We start from the raw sequence: 17,565 nt of genomic DNA, 5'->3' as shown, positions 1-17,565 counted from the left end.
GTGCGGGGGTGCGGGGGAGAAAAGTTACTTCCTTGTCACCTTGTCCCCTTGTCCCCTTGTCCCCTTGTCCCCTTGTCCCCTTGTCCTCTTTGTCCCTGGCTTCCAGTATCGGGTTGTGGGGAGTCGGGAGCAATAGGAGCGCCATCGGTTAGGTTTTGAATACCGGAAATGACGATTTGTTCTCCTGGCTCTACTCCTTCAAGGACTTGATATTGGTTGTCTTGAATGCTGCCGAGTGTGACAGGTTTTTGCCGAGCGATGAGTTGAGGTGTTCCCGGTTGGGATTCTTCTGAGTTTTGAGCGACAAAAACAAAGGGCTTGCCAGCTAGACGAGACACGGCGGTTGTGGGAATTAAAACACCGGGGCGTTTCTCCCAAATGATTCGGGCATTGACTATCTGCTGGTCTTGCAGGCGATTTTCGGGATTATCAAAGGTGGCTTTTACCAGGATTTGTTGGTTGTTATCAACTTGGGGTGAGATAAAGCTAATTCGACCTGTGGAAATGGGATTTTCTGTTTCCGAGGCTCCCTGCCTTCTCGCTTCCACAGGCAGTCCGACGCGCAGTCGATCGATTTCCTCCTCATCTACGCGGATATTTAACTCTAAGGTTTGGTTTTGAATAATAGTGGTTAGGGTATCGCCAACATTAACGTAGTCTCCTTGTTTTACGGGAATATCTCCAACCACACCCGCAATTGGGGCAACAACTCGATTGAATTGCAACACTTCCTCTTGAACTGCAACATTGGCTCTCGCACTGCTCAGGTCTGCGGCTGCCCGTTCTTCTGTCGCTTGAGCGGCTTCTCGTCGCCGTCTGGCTACGTTCAGGGCTTCGTTGGCGGCTTGGAGTGCTTGGATTGCGGCATCACGGTTGGCGATCGCATTATCCCGTTCGCGGGTTTTGTCATTTAATTCTTGCTCGGGTTGCACCCCTTGAGATACCAATTGTTCAGCTCGTCGGTAATTGGTCTTGGCGAGTGTGAAATCGTTTTCTCGGCTTTGGAGTTCGGCTTGTTGGCGTCCGACTTCTGCTTTGAGACGGGCAACTTCTGCCTCTTCTGCTCTGGCTTCGGCTCTAGCATTATTGAGGGCGGCGGTTTGTCCGCTAACATTTGCGATCGCACTTCTGAGTTCTGCCTCGCTGCGATCGGGTTTCAGTTGTACGATGGAGTCGCCAACATCAACTACGGCTCCGGCTGAGACGAAAATTTGAGTAATGCGTCCGGCGGCTTCGGGTTGCAGTGTGACTCTTTTTTGAGCTTCTAAGGTGCCAATAATGTTGGAGCTTTTTTCTTCAATGGTGCTGGATTCGACACGTTTCAGTCCCACAGGAAAGGCTTGAGGTTGCTGTGCCATTTCGGGTGGACGGTTTTGAGTCAAGAAACGCCATGCAAAACCACCACCGAGAAATAGAACGGCAGTCAGTAAAAACCAGGGTGCTAATTGCTTAAACCGTGGCGATTTTGGTGCAGGTGGGTGTGAGTTATCTAGGACGGACGTTTGGGCGTCAGAATCTTCCCACGTTTTGTGGGAGTTATCTGAGACAGGAGTTCGGGAGTCGGAGGATTCCATTGCTTGGCTGAGGTTTTGAAGACGATAAATGGGGGGGATGAGTGAGAACCCGAGCGCTGTTGCTCCTAATGAGTTGAGAATTGGTTGGCGCTGCACAATTTACCAGTCATCATTTGTCACTTTCTGGTATAGTGCTTCGCCTGCAGAATTTTTAGAAATCAGTAATTGATATTAGATTTGGCTGATTTGGTCGTTTGTAGCTTGCTGACGAAAGGCGATCGTATTAACCATCATTTCTGAACCTATTACCCAACCGGATAACAACGATACCACCGGACTGGTTAGTATTGCCGCCTTGGGCATCAAAACCTCATGGGTCACTTGCATCCCTCCGCCATTTTTTTGACCAGCATTCTCCTTGCCTAAACGCTGAGTTTCCAAGAAACCACGAAAAAGCCCCAAAGCTATATTGCGTCTACCTTGGGAGCCAAACCACCGACTGAGATACACTAGAGTCCCAATTAGAAGGTCTAGTCGTTGTTTACTGTACTTTACATTTTCTTTATAAAACAGCTTTAAGATTAATGCAACCAAGATGCTGCTGTCTTGTCGATTCTTGCTAAATTTTGTGGGATCTTGCTGATTAGGGTAACTCTGATATATCGTTTTATTACCCACTCCCTATTCCCTGAACTCCAGGGTGTTGTACCTCACCAGATAGAGAAACGCTATACAACGTCTCTGCTTAGATTAACTTTCCCAGTACTGTTGCCAACTTGCTGCCAAGCTGTTTCACTGCCTCCTGTTGCTTCTCATCTTTCAAATTTCCCTCTTCATCAAATACCTGATAAGCATTTGGAATTGCTTTTTGGTCGGGTAGTACTAAAACACCAATATTGCTGAGAATTGAGCGGACATGAACTAAACCCCGCAAACCTCCAAGTCCCCCTGGTGAGGTACTCATCAGTACTGCTACCTTATCCCGAAAGCAGATTAAACCCAGAGGAGGTTCTCCGGGTTCGGGGCGGGATGCCCAATCAATTGCATTTTTGAGCAAGGGTGAGATTGAACTGTTGTATTCTGGAGAGGCAATTAGTAGTCCTTGATGAGCTTTCATCAGTTGCTTAAATTTGAGGACATTTTCTGGCAAGCCCTCTCTGGCTTCCAAATCCTCGTCAAACAAAGGCATGGGTAAATCCCGCAAATCTAGATAAGTCGCCTCGGCACCTGCGGATTTGGCTCCTTCGGCAGCAATTTTTACAAGCATTTTATTGAATGATTTCTCGCGGGCGCTACCAGCAAATGCGAGAATTTTTTGTGGGTTGGTCATGGTGGATCGTTGAGTTGTATAGTTGAGAGTTGAATTTTGGGTTGGACAGGTTTACCCAACAGTACTTATGATAGATCTTTGCGGCGTTTTATCCATGCATCAAGAGAAAAACTATTAAAGCTATTGGCGGCAATCAGAATGAAAAATACAAGACAATAAATCAACTGACTGGTAGCGGTGTCCCAATTTTGAAGTAAAGTAACCCCGTACATGAGAACGATCATTAAGCCAAATCCAGTGATTAAAGCGGCTTGATTTGCCAATCCCAGAGTCACCAAAATTCCGACAATAAACTCTACAATTGGCACGAGAAAAGAAGGTGCTCTCACTAAAGGTTCTGGAATAAACGTATCTTGAAATAAATCGACCATCGATTGGGCAAATGCTGGAATACTGCCAAGGCGAGTAAAGCCATGATTGAAAAAATTGACGCCTAAGACAATCCGAAGTAAAGTGTAGGCGGTAACAATATCTCGACGACGTAACCAAGGGGTTGGTTGGCTTGCCATTTTGTTTTCCTCGACGAAATCTGCTAAAAAATTGGCACTGGTACGAATCCAAACCTTGTCCTGCCATTAACAATACACTAAAAATTTGGCTTGATATGCGGGTATGTGCCAACAAGATGCTAGCACTCTCTCTATTTTTGCAAAATTAGGTTATCTATCGTCATCCCCAAGGTTTGAGAATAGATATTGCAATGATGGCAAGGCATTGAAAACCACTACGGCTGCAAAAACTGTTCAAGCTTCCTTTCTGCCCGTAATCAGTGTGTAAGTCGTTCAAAAAAAGGATATTGACATCCTCACCACGCCAACTCAACACCTCGACTTCGCTCGGTGTTGACCCTGAGCGAAGTCGAAGGGTCAGTGTATCCCTTCTCATCCGAGCCGTAGAACATCTTAGGATTGGGCGCGTTCAGGGGGGCATTGACTTCAAAGCGGTGTGGCAAATCCCGATTTGCCAGGAACAACTTAGCAAAGAAAACTAAATCGGCATCACCCGATGCTAAAACAGCATTACCTTTTTCTTTGTCGTAGCCGCCGTTAGTGATCATCATACCGCTATAACTAGGGCGGAAAATAGAGAGTATGGGATTGAGTACCTCACGGGTTGCTAAGTCTGCCTCATTCGGTTCTAAGAGAAACCTAGCACGATTCTTCTGAATGTTGCGTCTGCTTTATAGGTATGCTTTGTAGTGAGGAAAGAAAAATTCCTTTTGCATAACCGTGCAACGGATAGAGATAAGGAAACGTGACGTGCTAGGTTTTCCCCAATTTCTGGGTATGCTGAGTGCAAATCCTTGGCATCGGATGGTGATAGTGGTGACAGCAAACATAAAAATAGTAGAGTTCGAGAATTTTTAAGGTTTCTGTTTGAGTAAAGGTGCATCCCAATGAGCGCAGCAGAAAATTTAGCCTACGACTATCAAGTTGGTGGGAGTTTACCCATTGATGCTCCAACCTATGTCCTGCGGCAGGCTGACACGGAGCTTTATGAGGCGCTGAAAGCCGGAGATTTTTGTTATGTGCTCAACTCCCGGCAGATGGGCAAGTCTAGCTTACGGGTACGCACCATGCAGAGACTCTCGACGGAAGGTGTTGCCTGTGCTGCTATCGACTTAACGGCTATTGGCAGTCAAGACATTACCCCCAACCAGTGGTATGCAGGTATTGCCTACACCTTGGCTAGTAGCTTCAATCTCTTAGAGGACATTGATATCGGAACGTGGTGGTGCAATCGCGAGTATCTCGCTCCTGTTCAGCGATTGGGTGAATTTATTCGCGAGGTATTGCTGGGTTCAGTCTCTCAAAATTTGGTGGTTTTTTTCGATGAAATTGATAGCGTTCTCAGCTTAAATTTCCGAGTCGATGATTTTTTTGCGCTGATTAAAGCCTGCCACAACCAGCGTGCTGACAGTCCCGAGTACAGACGCCTTACCTTTGTCCTCTTGGGAGTAGCAACACCATCAGATTTAACTCGCGGCACCAGTAGCACTCCGTTTAATATTGGTCAAGCGATCGAACTGCGTGGCTTTAGATTCGATGAAGTTCAGCCTTTAGTTCAGGGATTGAAAGGGAAAGTGAGCAATCCCCAGGCGGTGCTGAAAGCGCTGCTAACTTGGACAGGGGGGCAGCCTTTTCTGACACAAAAGCTATGTAAGCTGGTGTTGAAACAAGCAGAGGATATTGGTCAAATTAGTATCTTTCAAATCCTGCTTAACGGTGGAAATCCAAACGCTAAGATCACCGACTGGGTAGAGCAACTCGTGCGCAAGCAGGTAATTGAAAATTGGGAAGCCAATGATGAGCCAGAGCATTTGAGGACGATTCGCGATCGCCTTTGTCAGTATACTGCCCACAATCGTACCTTGAAGAGTGAACACCGGACTCGCCACCTACTTAAACTCTACCTACAAATTTTGCAACAGGGACAAGCGATCGCAAATGATAGTCCTGAGCAAATAGAATTGCGATTGTCGGGGTTAGTTGTTAAACATGATGGTGAGTTAAAAGTTTATAACCCCATTTATCAGGCTGTATTCGATCGCCGTTGGGTTCACCAAGCCCTAGCCACTCTACCCCAACCCATTGCCTTCCCTAAAAATATTGACGAGCGAAACATAACAGCGGAACCCGAAACCCTCTCTAGCCTAGAAGCCGAAATTATCTACAATCACCTGCTCGATTGCGTGCAAAGAGAGTCACCAACCCAGTTAATCGAGCGCTTTCACAAACTATTTATCGACGGCACAAGCTATCCCGAAGTTAAAATTTTGCACGCACTCTACAGAATTACAGGCTCAAAGTTAGCAGAGCAGGAGTTTAATTATATCCTCTACCGTTGCTGTCACATTCTGGTCAACCGTTGGCAAATGCCGCCTCAACAGGACAGAGCGATCGCTCAATTAGTCAATTTATTTCAGCATTCTTCTCAGCCTGTGATTGGTCGTTTGCGACAGCTCGTGCAGATATTTATCGAAAGTGAGGAGTATCACACCTTAAAACGTATCGTTAAAGTGGTAGAACCACCACTCCCTAAAAGGGATACGTTGGCTCAGTTGCTTGGTCAATATCCCTACTTATACTCTCCTTGTTTGCTGAGTGAGAGCAGTTCTACTGAACATCAACAAACTATCCGGCAACTGCAAGTCGAAAAGCAACGGCAACTGGAATTAAAACTGTGGCAGTACGCAACGTACTTGATACAACAAACCTCATCTCCCGCCGCACGAGTTGTCCAGCCTGTAGACAATCCGACCTTCTTGAAGAATAACGAATTGTACCTGGCTTTCAAACAATTTGCAGGAAAAATAGAAGGTTCTCATACCTACCGAGAATTGGCACAAGATTTCTTAAGTCGCACTTGCCAAACATCATCCTATTTACTTTTTAAAGAAGATTTATATAAATACCTGATTACCTCCATTGAGCCGGAATACGGGCGGCATCAATTTTATGAACGCTTGTACAAACATCTGCAAAATACCTTTCCTCAGTTCGATTCTCACAAAGTTAACAACGTTCTCTTAGGACAAACTTGTAGTCAATTATTCAAATTTCTAGTTGTAGAAAGTTCTCAACACCCCGAACATTTTGTTTTTATCGACTTAGTTTCTAATCTGGGTCATCTTAAGACAACGGGGCTATTGCTCAAAATTGTACTACTTTCCCCTCAGGTTAACAAACCGGATTTAGAAAAGCGCTTGGCTATCCTATTCAATCATTATGAGTCTAAAGCTATAGAAGAAATCTTGGATCTAGTGAAATCACTCGATAATTTGAATGTTGCTTTTGTTGTGAACTTTGGTGCAGTGGATCTTTCCTCACTTAGAAAACACTTCGCTTAAATGTAGGAATGAGTAAACTTATCGGAATTGGCTTTTGAGACGTTGCTGAAGCATGGCTGGAAATTGTGCGTAATACTGTTGGTTTAACGGTGAGGGATGCGGTAAAGGTAACAAGGTAACTGAACGCTCCTGTCGCTTTCCTTCATCGTCTTCAGCAGAAAGGGTAATTTTAATACTGTTACGATAGCGATCGCTCTCCTTAAAAAATTGATTCAGTGTACCCTTCGGGGCATAGGGTGAAAACCATTTGAAGGCTTCATTGCCCAGTGTCATAATGCGATCGCCTTGCCAGTAGAAGACTAGCAACTGTTCTAGAAAAGGACGAAATCGCTTCTTAACAGCTTGCAAATAAGCTTTATTACCGGGGGGTTTGTAGGGAACGGTATTGGTTAGCAAAACGTGATCAAGAATGCTTTGCAAGTCGTTGCGATTGCTGGGTTCACTGCCGTAGATAGCCCGGTAAAGCCCTTCCCGTACTAGTCGCCCTGCGGCACCGTAAAGAGGTTGTTGGGCGTGAACTTCATCTTTTCCTAAATCCCTAGCAAAAAAGCAGAGGGAACTTTTCAGATTGCCTGCATAGAGAATAGGTAGGGTTGGATCTAACCCTGCCGCCTGATAGATAGATGAATCTATCGGAAAAGGTTCTCGCTGCGCTTCCTTGTGGATTTGGTTAATCAACTGGTTAATCTCTGACATCTCAGCGCTTAGTATTAAGGGAGTGGGGAGTAGGGAGTAGGGAAAATAAGCGGCTATTACCTTTCCATAATCCCAAACGCTGGTTGAGTTGCTTGACGTGAGTATCAACTGTCACCCTTGCATCAATCTCATAAGTAAAGCATAGCCCGATCATTGAGAAGGGTGCAAGATGTGAGATGATATCCTGTCAAAATTGCTACACTAGCGCCAGCAACATCTAATTAAGAATTCTGTGCAAAAAAATGACCGAGCTAAAATGCCCTAAATGTCAAGGAAACCTGCAAGCTGTAGTCTATGCGGAGATTGAAGTAGATCGCTGCACCGACTGCCAAGGAATCTGGTTTGATTCTCAAGAGGCTCAGATGCTCAAAGAAATACAAGGTTCCGAGAGTATAGATACAGGCGACCCCCAAATCGGCAGTAAGTTTAATGCAATTGGCGATATCAATTGCCCAAAATGCAAAACTAAAATGACTAAAATGGTTGACCTAGAACAATCTCATATTTGGTATGAAAAATGTCCGATTTGCTATGGTATCTGGTTTGATGCGGGTGAGTTTAAAGATTATAAAGAAGAAGGAATTCAAGATATATTTAGGGGTATTTTTAGCAAGGAAAGGCGCTGACTGGCAGAATAACTCGCACGATAGTTTTTTGGTCAGGAATGCTCTCAATAGTTAATCTTCCACCCTGTAATTCAGTCAGGCGTTTAGCAATTGCAAGCCCTAGTCCAGAACCTTGTTGTTCGTAGAGTTTGCGTTTGAATTGCCGATAGGCTCCTAGACTGGCAATCTGCTCGGCTGTCATACCTCGTCCAACATTAATAACAGACAAATCAAAGGTACAATCTTGGCACTGTCCGAGCAAGATAACGGGGGTATTCGGTATAGAAAACTTGAAGGCGTTATCAACCAGTTCTTCTACAATTTTCCGTAACTTTGATTCGGAAATCCGAACAACTGCCCCTGGCAAGTCCAAACGCAAATCGCCTTCTCGATGAACCTGTTGGGCTTTCTGAAACGCAACTTCTCTAATCAGGGGTTGGCTCTGACAGGTTACTTCACTCCTTTGCAATGCTTTGACTTGCTCAGAGTCTGTGGCGATGAGTTCTAGATCGGCGTAGAGCAAAAAATTCTGGGTAAGCCGATACAAGCGTCTGCCGGAGGCATGAATTGATTCCAGCATTTCTAATGCTTCATCTCGATCCATAGAATCGTAATCATTGATCAGGAGTTGAGCTAAACCCAGAATGCCATTGAGAGGAGTATTCAGTTCATGAGGCAGGGAGTGAGTGAGATGATCGCGCAACTCATTGACTCTTTGTTGAGATTGTCGGTTCGCGATCGCTTGCTTACCTTGTCGAGCTGCGATCGCTCCGAGCAATTCATCTTGTGTAAAAGGCTTGGTTAGATAATCATCTGCTCCCAATTCCATCCCATAACGCAAATCTGACTTATCGGCTCTCGCTGTCAGAAAAATAAAAGGAATTGCCTCAGTTGCTGGATTTTGGCGCAGTTGATCAATGACGCCATACCCATCGAGTTCTGGCATCATGACATCACAAATAATCAGGTCGGGTTGCTTTTCTTCAGCTAATTGGACTCCAATCCGACCGTTTTCAGCATCAAATACCTCAAAATTCTCAGCCTTTAGGATTTCGCAAATGATTTCGCGGACATACTCTTCGTCTTCGATGATTAGTATCGTCTTCATCTCTAGAGTGCCTCATTCAAGGGAATGGTCACGATAAACGTTGTACCCACACCCACCTCACTGGTAAATCTAATTTGCCCCCCATGCAAATCAACCGACTTTTTAACAATTGCCAATCCCAGTCCAGTTCCCACAATCTTGCCAACATTACTAGCTCGATGGAAGGACTCGAATAGGAGGAGTTGGTCTTCTGGTGGAATGCCGATACCTTGGTCTTGAATGTGGAAAATAGCGTTTCCATCGTGAAGAGTCAGATTGAACGTAACTGGGCTACCCAGAGGTGAATATTTGAGAGCGTTTGAGAGCAAATTACCCAGGATATGCCGGAGTAGTTTTTCATCCAAGTAAGCTTGAACCGATTCTACTCCCTCCTGAGCCAGAGTGGGAGAGACTTGAGCGTTAAAAATAATAGCCTGTTGGTTGCCTGCACTCAGTTGTAATTCTTCAGCCAGGGAATGGCAGAATTCAACCACATCCAGTCCTGCGGGATTGCAGTCTAATTTACCAGATTCAGCTCGACCGATGAACAGTACCTCATCCAACAGATGAGTCATGTGCTTAACTGTCGAGATGATGCGATCGAAGTACATCAGTTTTTTCTCATCATTCCACCGATCGCTGTAATATTTGAGTAATTCCGCCGAACCTAAAATGGTCGTTAAGGGCGTGCGGAATTCATGGGAGGTCATGGTAACGAATCGAGATTTGAGTTGATTAAGTTCTTTTTCTTTTTCCAGAGCGTTGAGAATCTCCTGTTTGGCTTGCTTGTACTCGGTAATATCTTCAGCAATACCGACAATCCGATAAATTTTCCCTGCCGAGCCAACAATGGGAAAAGCGCGGTCTCTAATCCACCGTTCCTGACCATCAGGCTTGATAATGCGATACTCTTCGTCATAATCGCCTGGGATCTGCTTTGAGAAAGCGGCAATCATTCGCTCTCGATCTTCTGGATGAAGGCTATCGACAAATGATTGAGGATTTTGGTAGGCACTTTCGCAACTGCGACCCCAGATGTCTTCGTAGGTGGGACTGAGGTAAAGCATTTGTTTCTTCTCTACATCACTCATCCAGAAAACCTCACGGATGCTTTCTGCCATTTGGCGAAACCGTTGCTCACTTTCTCGCAGAGCTTCTTCTGCCTGCTGACGTTCCTGCCACAGAGCGATCGCGGCGGCGGCGGACTGAAGGAGGCTAACTTCTAAGGGTTCCCAGGTACGAGCTTCTACACAGTTGTCAAAACCAATCGACCCAAAGAACTTGCCATTGACCATAATCGGCAACACTAGTAAGGAAAGGATGCCTTGAGGCTCAAGTATAAGACGTTCTGCTTCTGGAAAATCGGCAACCAAGCCAGAGATAATATCACCTTGCCCTAAGGTAGACGCCCAACGAGGAAAAAAGTCGTCATAGGGAAGATTGTGTAGCAGTGAGTTGTCAATTTTCGGCGAAATGCCTGGGGCGCACCATTCCGCTTGCTGGCTCATGAGCAGGCGATTGGTTGATTCGAGGTGGTTCTCGAATACATAGACACGACTGGCACCTGATGCTCGTCCCAGAGACGCCAGAATGGGTGCATAGCAGTTGCTATCTTCTTCAAAGGAGAGTAAAAAGCGCTGCACTTCCACCAAGGCTGTCATATAGTGTTCTCGCATCAAAAGTGCTGCCTCTGCTTGTTTGCGATCGCTAATGTCACGCATAATTGCCATGACTTCATCTTCGGAACTGACGGCAAACCGCACTTCCCAGTTGGAGATACTACTATTTTCAGAAAGCTGATACTCAAACACTTGCAATTGACGAGTTTGTAAAGCTTGTTCCATGCAGCAGAGGAAGGGTTGAGCCACTTGGGGCGGCATTACCTCAGCCACATTTTTCCCTAAAAATTGACTTGACAGAACGGACGGACTACTATGTTGTGGGACTTTGCAGTTAATAAACGTGCCATCGCTGCTAAGGCGAAACATGAAATCGGGAATCGCGTTGAGAAGGGCACGATTGGTAGCTAAACTCTTCCAGAGTGATTCTTCTATCTGCTTTTGAGCCGTAATGTCAATACCGATAAAGACAGCGACTTGGTTGTTATGGTACTTTTGAGCCGCAACCAGATAGGTTTGGGGCGAACCGTTAACCTCTATTTGAATTTCTACGGACGCTTCTTGCACTGAGCTGATAAAAAACTGACGCACATAGTCAGCAAATTCGTAATGGGACTGAAACGTGCCAACTTCTTGACCAACAAATTCTTCTGGGAATAAGTTAAACAATGCAGCTAAATGGCGATTGACGCCTAAGTAGTGCAAATCTGAGCTAATCCAAGACACACATCCTGGCACCGCATCTAAAACTGCTCTTAACTGTTCTTTAGAGCGTTGCAATTGCACTTCTGCTTGCTGGCGCTCTACAATTTCCTGGTGTAATTGCTCGTTAGCCTGCTGTAACTGGGACGTGCGATCGCGTACCCGAATTTCTAGTTCTTCATTGAGCTGTCGCAGCTCGACGGTTCGCTGCTCTACTCGTCTTTCTAATTCATCCCGAGCTTCTTGTAATGCTAATTCTGCCTGTTTGCGCTTGGTAATATCGCGAGCCACCCAGCTCACAGACTCTTCCGAAATTGGTGTAATACTAGCCGCAAACCAAACGTCTTGGCTATTACTGTTTGAAAGAGAATCAATCTCTCCTTCTCTGAGGGTTATACAGTACTCAAAGTTAACATTTTTTTTGGTATCTACATAAAATTTATGGATGGTTTGACCGAGAATGTCAATGTCAGGATCGTACAAGCGTCCGGGATGCGTTGGTGCAATTTTAATATTATTTGCATTCGCATCAAGTACCAATACAATATCAGTCATTGCGTCAAAGAATGTTCCTATTTCCACCTGAGAACTATACAGCTTATCTTCTATTAGGCTGCATTCTCGGACGTGGTTTTCAATTTCGCTCTTGTGCTGGTGCAACAGTTTAATATTTTCTGCCTTTAGTTGGCAGATTTCTTGTTGTAAAAGGTTGATGGCACCGTACATTAATTGGCAAATACTCTGGGGTGTTACCATTCCCACCAACTGCCCGCGATCACTAACAAGGGGTAGGTGATGAATACGATGCTGGCAAAATAGGTTGAGTACAGCAAAAATATCCTGAAAATCGGATTGCTTCAGAGTAATCAAATCTTTGGTCATTACATTCCCTACAGGCACTCCTACTGAACCCACTCCTCGATCTGTCAACTTAACTACATCTTGCTCTGTTAATAATCCGACAAGCTGTACTCCCTCCATCACCAGCACGCAACTCGTTCGCCCCTCATCCCTCAGGCTCGAGCTTAACGGAGAATGCTCATTGTTTCTGCTTTTGCGGTTCTGACTCATCAGAGCGATCACTTCTGCTAGAGGTGTTTCCGGTGCAACCGTAAGGGGATGGGAGTCAATAGCAGTTTCTATCGCTAAAGAAGAAATCGGTAGTTCTTGAATTGGCATGGTATAGTGAGGGATGAATGATGATATTGATAGAGAATTGATTTATTAATTACAATTATTCAAAGACAAAAAATATCATTTCCTTATTCACAAATATAGATGAGTATTCATGGGCTTTATAGGCAAAAAAAGGATTATATTATGAGTTCTACAAATAATAATAATAGAGTGCAATTGCTGTATTAAAATATAAAATAACAACGTATAAACTAACCCATGTAAAATTGCTATTCTCCAATCTTTCTTCTTATTTAAGGCTAAGAAGGAATTTTGAAGAAGAACGTCTCCTGTGCGATAAGCGATAAACTGCAAGCCAAAATCAATCATAGTCTAGACTGTTTTCAGATCTTAGTGAAACCGATGCTACTCTATGATCGGTACTATCTGACTTGGGAAACTACCGAGAAATTACTGATATTTAAGGACTTTCAGCGAAAGCCCCCTCATTTCTACCTAGGTTTTAGGGAGATGAGGGGGATGGAGAAGATGGAGTAGATAGGGTAGATGAAGGGTAAATTGAATTCTTCCTTACCTTTGTTACCTTCCTCACCACTGATTTGTCAACGTAAGAAACTTGGGGAAAGGGTAGAAGTTGCAGAAGTCCGAATTCTAACACCCTGAAAGGTGAAGCTACACAAACAATTCCTTCTATTTTTTGCCGTCTCTATACTACTTTTGAATGAATTTGTCAACTTTTTCCCGAATCCCTAACTGAATCAAAGAGTAGAGCAAAATCACAAACCAAACTCCCGCACAGGTAAATGCGGCGATTGCCCAACCTGCATGAGGAACTAACACCAGTACTGTTCCAGCCAGCAAGGTAAATCCTGCCAAACACGCATAGATTAGACTTTTAAGTGCTAAATGAATCCGTTTGAGTGTGCGATCGCTCTCGATAGAACGGACGCGCACTTGGAGTTCACCTTGTTCCAGCCGGGCTTCTAATCGTCGAATTAAAACTTCAGTAGCACTCGGCTGGTTGAATTTCTGTTTAATAAAATCTCGAGCTTGCCTTGCTAGTTCTCTGACAGCATCCCCTTGTCCCCTAGAAGTTGTCAGGCGTTTAACGAAAGGTCGGCTAGCTGCTAGCAGGTTATAGTCAGGATTTAAGGCACGAGCAATACCGTCAAGAGTTGTTAATGACTTTAAAATAAAGGTCATCTGTGCTGGTAAGCGAAAGGGTTGCTGCTCAAACATCAAGTAGAGTTCGCTACCCAGTTGTTCAAACTCCCGAACATCGACGGGTTTTTCTCGGAATCTCTCCAAGATAAAGGAAACTAAACGTTTGACGGGCGTCATATCTGGCACGGGTTCAATTAACCCCATGTAACTCAGGGTACTGACAACCTCATCTGTATCCTTTCTAATAACAGCAAAAAATGTCCGAATCATTTGGTCTCTGGCAATAGATTTCACCTCTGCCATCGTGCCAAAGTCATAGAAAATAAGATTGCCATCTTGACTAACTGCCATATTCCCCGGATGGGGGTCAGACTGAAAAAAGCCATCTTCTAATAACTGTTTTAGGTAACAGCAAATACCCAGTTGAATAATTTCGTTGGGATTGATGCCGCAAGCTTCTAGAGTTGGGCGGTCATCAATTTTGATGCCAGGAAGGTATTCCAGCGTTAGTACTTTTTTCGTGGTATATTGCCAGTAAACAATCGGAACTAGAATTTGAGGATGATTGCTGAAGTTTTGGCGAAAGCGGTCGGCATTTTTTCCTTCATGAATGTAGTCAATTTCTTGATAAAGCAGGTCAAAAAATTCGTGGTAAATTGCTTCTAAGTTGTACTTTTTTGCCCAAGCAAAATACCGATTGGTAAACCGTACCAGTCGATGCAGAACTTCAAAATCTAAATTGAATAGCCGTTCTATGCTGGGGCGCTGCACCTTGACAACCACGTCTTCTCCCGTGTGCAGTCGCGCCCTGTGAACTTGTCCTAAGCTGGCAGAGGCAAGGGGATAGGGATCGAAATCTCGATACAGGGCGTGTAGTGACTTGCCGTGTTCAGATTCTATGACAGCGATCGCTTCAGCACTACTAAAGGCGGGTACGCGATCTTGCAACTGTCCCAGCGCCTGCACGTACTCTAAAGGCAGCAAATCAGCGCGAGTGGACAGTGCCTGCCCAATTTTGATAAATGTCGGACCTAAATCGAGGAGCGTTCCCACCAACCACTGAGCGCGTCGATTCCTGTGGTTGGGGGAGTTGTTGGCAACGGTTTTATCCCACCACAAATAAAACATCAATTTTGCCGCCGAACTGAAAATGTCAATCTGGCGGGCTAGGGGCGAATATTTAGTTCGTTGCCATCGGGGTGGCTTGGGCACAGCCTTGGTGAGCATCTTGCCTTTCAATTGCAATAAACGGGGAGAGTGATAGAAAAACTGCACGTTCCCCCGATATAACTGTAATCTTTAGCAGCCAGATGGGATACGCCTCCGGAGTAAGAGCTCTCTTAATTGACAATCTACAAGCAGTTGGTGCATAAAGGATATGTGCCAGGAGAAAACTTGAGCGTTGATGCCAGTGGCAACGTATTGCTCAAGAAAGCGGCGTGATTTAGAGTATTCTGATCTCAACGCGATCGCATTAGCTCTTTGCCCTCCCAGAAAAATGGCATAATAACTCTACTCCACCGTTTCAGATTGTCCAGAAGTTTAGAAGATTCTGAACTCCTGAACTTCTTTGTTAAATCAACCCATAGCTGCCGCCCACTCAAGATAAGGCAACTTTGCAGCCGTTGCCCGAATTTGGTCAACTTGGGCAACCAATTGTCCGCAACTATCCCAAGTCCCCGTAGTTAGCATTTTTCTAGGTCCTTCACCCATCGATACAGGGGCTTGAATATCACCGCAATGAACTTGCATCGCTTCCAAATCTACCGTTATTGGTGCTTGGAGATTTTCTTGCAGAATTCCTTGCAACATTTTGATGGTATCGGGTTCAGCCGTTACGCAGGGGACGCCCATTGCCAGACAGTTGCCAAAGAAGATTTCGGCAAAACTCTCGCCTACAATAACTTGAATACCCCATTTTGCCAGGGCTTGGGGCGCGTGTTCCCGCGAGGAACCGCAGCCAAAGTTACCGTTAACCACTAATATATTGGCTCCTTGATACTCAGTTCTATCAAAGGGGTGCTGTCCCGTGGCTTGGGTGCGATCATCGGCAAACGCCTTGTCTCCCAATCCCTCAAAGGTGACGCAGCGCAAATAGCGAGCGGGGATAATGCGATCGGTATCGATATCATTACCCACAACTGGAACTCCCCGACCTGACACTGTTTTAACTTGACTCATTAATTTTACTTGCGACCTATCACAAAGAACGTTGTAATATCATGCCAGATTCCGAAGTAATAATTTGAAAAAATGAAGTTTTCGACGAAACTTTTTAGGGAATTAGCTTTCTTTCCCCCATTTCCTGGGTCAGATTTTGAAGGTGACGGATTCCCCAACTTCTTCGGCACTTCAGCCGCTGCTCCCCATGCTGCCGCTGTCGCAGCATTGATGCTGGATGCAGCTCCAGGTACTAGCCCTGCTGAGATTTATGACATCTTAGAGAAAACTGCCATTGATATGGGTGAACCTGGTTTCGATTTCGATAGTGGGTTCGGCTTGATCCAGGCAGATCAAGCAGTAGCCGCCACTGTTCCTGAACCCAGCTCTGTGTTGGGTCTACTGGCATTTGGTGCTGTTGGTGCAAGTTCGTGGCTATTGCGTAAGCAGCAACGAACAACTCGAAATCCCAGAATCGGCTAGCACCAGTACGTGAGGGCATATTAGCGAAAAAGACCACCTGTTGAAGGATGGTCTTTTTAGTACTAATTTATGTTGTCGTTCTCAATAGAGGAAATCCATGCTGCGCGTTCCCAAGCGAGCAGCATTTAAAATCTTTCCACATTCTTATCGTATCAAAGAACACGATTTTTTTGTAATCAAAATTTACATCCTACGGAGAAACATCTACCATCCGATAGTTCCCGCCTGATTGGGGACGCCCCCACAGGATGCGTTCCTTCTTGTAAATTGCCATCCCTGGTTTAGCCCCCTTGGGTTTGTAGACATTCTTGGGTTCAGTGTAGACAACCGGAACTTGGTCACTCTGACGCCCTCGACTGTAATGGGCGGCTAAATCGGCAGCAAACTGCAAATCTGCTTCGTCAGGAACGGCTCCGGGTTGCAAGCGCAGGAGAACGTGACTGCCAGCAATCTCTTGGGTATGAAACCAGAGGTCGTAATCTCCGGCAGTGCGAAAGGTAAGTTGGTCGTTTTGCCGATTGTTGCGACCAATCAGCAGTTCAAACCCACTGGGCGTGCGATACTGATAAGGCTGTGATTCTTCGGAACTAGTGCGACTTCCTTGGTCGGGAGCCTCAAGATATCCCTGCCCAATCAGTTCCTCGCGGATTTCCTGTAACGTCTGTAAATCTTCGGGAGTGTCGTAGGTATCCAGTAGTTTTAACGATGCCTCGACTTGCTCTAAATACTGTATTTCGGCTTGCACCTCTTTGAGTAACGGTTCAACCGCGCCTCTAGCACGTTTGAGCTTTTGGTGGCGCTTGTAGAGAGCTTGCGCATTTTGGACGGCATTTTTTTGCGGATCTAAGGAAATCGTAACCGGTTTATCGGTTTCAAAGTCTTGTAATGCGATCGCTTTCATTCCCGGTTGCCAATCTTGGAGGTATGCCATCAATAAGTCTGCTTGCTGTCGGTACTCATCTGCTTGGTCAGATTGCTGCAAGCGTTGCTCAAAGTTCAGCGATTTCTGACGTAACTTTCCGAGATAGTTACCCAGCTTTTGAGTGAGTTGGTTGTGTAACCGAGCAAATTCTTGTTGATTGAGTTGGGCAGTGTAGTAGGTACTGAGTAAGGTTTGAACGTTCTTTGCAGGTTTGATAATACACCAACCTAAGACGTTGTAGCCCTCTTCTGTCCAACCGGGTTGAAGTTGATGGGGAGTGGGGAGTGGGGTGATGG

General features: G+C 45.3%; 14 protein-coding genes. 3 read left to right on the top strand and 11 right to left on the bottom strand.

Annotated elements, in window-relative coordinates; translation table 11 throughout:
* Nucleotides 1–35 precede the first annotated feature (35 nt).
* From IQ257_RS23975 to IQ257_RS23955, 5 genes are all read right to left on the bottom strand, one after another.
* Nucleotides 36–1,670, bottom strand: coding sequence for an efflux RND transporter periplasmic adaptor subunit (locus IQ257_RS23975; protein ID WP_193933272.1), 1,635 nt, complete (start codon nt 1,668–1,670; stop codon nt 36–38).
* Nucleotides 1,671–1,745: 75 nt separating this feature from the next.
* On the bottom strand, nt 1,746–2,108 hold the full coding sequence (locus IQ257_RS23970; RefSeq protein WP_193878427.1) for a hypothetical protein: 363 nt from the start codon (nt 2,106–2,108) through the stop codon (nt 1,746–1,748).
* A gap of 151 nt (nt 2,109–2,259) precedes the next feature.
* Complete coding sequence (locus IQ257_RS23965; protein ID WP_193878425.1) at nt 2,260–2,844, bottom strand: NADPH-dependent FMN reductase; 585 nt, start codon at nt 2,842–2,844, stop codon at nt 2,260–2,262.
* Between the two features lie 65 nt (nt 2,845–2,909).
* The gene (locus IQ257_RS23960) at nt 2,910–3,353 is read right to left on the bottom strand and encodes a DoxX family protein (RefSeq protein WP_193878423.1); all 444 of its coding nucleotides are present in this window, start codon (nt 3,351–3,353) and stop codon (nt 2,910–2,912) included.
* A gap of 296 nt (nt 3,354–3,649) precedes the next feature.
* Nucleotides 3,650–3,904 carry a hypothetical protein gene (locus IQ257_RS23955; protein WP_193878421.1) on the bottom strand — a complete coding sequence of 85 codons (255 nt, stop codon included), beginning with the start codon at nt 3,902–3,904 and terminating at the stop codon, nt 3,650–3,652.
* Between the two features lie 336 nt (nt 3,905–4,240).
* On the opposite strand from IQ257_RS23955, the gene IQ257_RS23950 reads away from it, so the two are divergent.
* Nucleotides 4,241–6,694: an AAA-like domain-containing protein gene (locus tag IQ257_RS23950; protein ID WP_193878419.1), complete on the top strand. Its 2,454-nt coding sequence runs from the start codon at nt 4,241–4,243 to the stop codon at nt 6,692–6,694.
* Between the two features lie 18 nt (nt 6,695–6,712).
* Here IQ257_RS23950 and IQ257_RS23945 read toward each other — a convergent pair whose 3' ends face one another.
* Nucleotides 6,713–7,390, bottom strand: coding sequence for a uracil-DNA glycosylase family protein (locus IQ257_RS23945; RefSeq protein WP_193878417.1), 678 nt, complete (start codon nt 7,388–7,390; stop codon nt 6,713–6,715).
* Between the two features lie 242 nt (nt 7,391–7,632).
* Between IQ257_RS23945 and IQ257_RS23940 the strand changes: the two genes are divergently transcribed.
* On the top strand, nt 7,633–8,016 hold the full coding sequence (locus IQ257_RS23940) for a zf-TFIIB domain-containing protein (RefSeq protein ID WP_193878415.1): 384 nt from the start codon (nt 7,633–7,635) through the stop codon (nt 8,014–8,016).
* Here the strand turns inward: IQ257_RS23940 and IQ257_RS23935 are convergent.
* The 4 genes from IQ257_RS23935 to leuD all read right to left on the bottom strand — a co-directional run bounded on the left by IQ257_RS23935 (nt 7,997) and on the right by leuD (nt 15,885).
* The gene (locus IQ257_RS23935) at nt 7,997–9,103 is read right to left on the bottom strand and encodes a response regulator (RefSeq protein ID WP_193878413.1); all 1,107 of its coding nucleotides are present in this window, start codon (nt 9,101–9,103) and stop codon (nt 7,997–7,999) included. The two genes, IQ257_RS23940 and IQ257_RS23935, sit on opposite strands and share 20 nt — an antisense overlap.
* Nucleotides 9,104–9,105: 2 nt before the next feature.
* On the bottom strand, nt 9,106–12,582 hold the full coding sequence (locus tag IQ257_RS23930; RefSeq protein WP_193878411.1) for a PAS domain S-box protein: 3,477 nt from the start codon (nt 12,580–12,582) through the stop codon (nt 9,106–9,108).
* 669 nt (nt 12,583–13,251) lie between these two features.
* Nucleotides 13,252–14,931, bottom strand: a complete 1,680-nt coding sequence (locus tag IQ257_RS23925; RefSeq protein ID WP_193878409.1) for an ABC1 kinase family protein — start codon at nt 14,929–14,931, stop codon at nt 13,252–13,254.
* Nucleotides 14,932–15,282: 351 nt separating this feature from the next.
* Nucleotides 15,283–15,885: a 3-isopropylmalate dehydratase small subunit gene (gene leuD, locus IQ257_RS23920; RefSeq protein WP_193878407.1), complete on the bottom strand. Its 603-nt coding sequence runs from the start codon at nt 15,883–15,885 to the stop codon at nt 15,283–15,285.
* A 72-nt stretch (nt 15,886–15,957) separates the two neighbouring features.
* Between leuD and IQ257_RS23915 the strand changes: the two genes are divergently transcribed.
* On the top strand, nt 15,958–16,347 hold the full coding sequence (locus IQ257_RS23915; protein ID WP_228060977.1) for a S8 family serine peptidase: 390 nt from the start codon (nt 15,958–15,960) through the stop codon (nt 16,345–16,347).
* Between the two features lie 190 nt (nt 16,348–16,537).
* On the opposite strand, the gene IQ257_RS23910 is transcribed toward IQ257_RS23915, so the two are convergent.
* Nucleotides 16,538–17,565, bottom strand: a 1,028-nt coding sequence (locus tag IQ257_RS23910; RefSeq protein WP_193933270.1) for an Rqc2 family fibronectin-binding protein, incomplete at its 5' end; no start/stop codon positions are given.

The sequence above is a fragment of the Coleofasciculus sp. LEGE 07092 genome (genome assembly GCF_015207375.1).
GTDB lineage: Bacteria > Cyanobacteriota > Cyanobacteriia > Cyanobacteriales > Coleofasciculaceae > LEGE-07092.
This window is presented reverse-complemented; position numbering and strand designations above follow the sequence as displayed.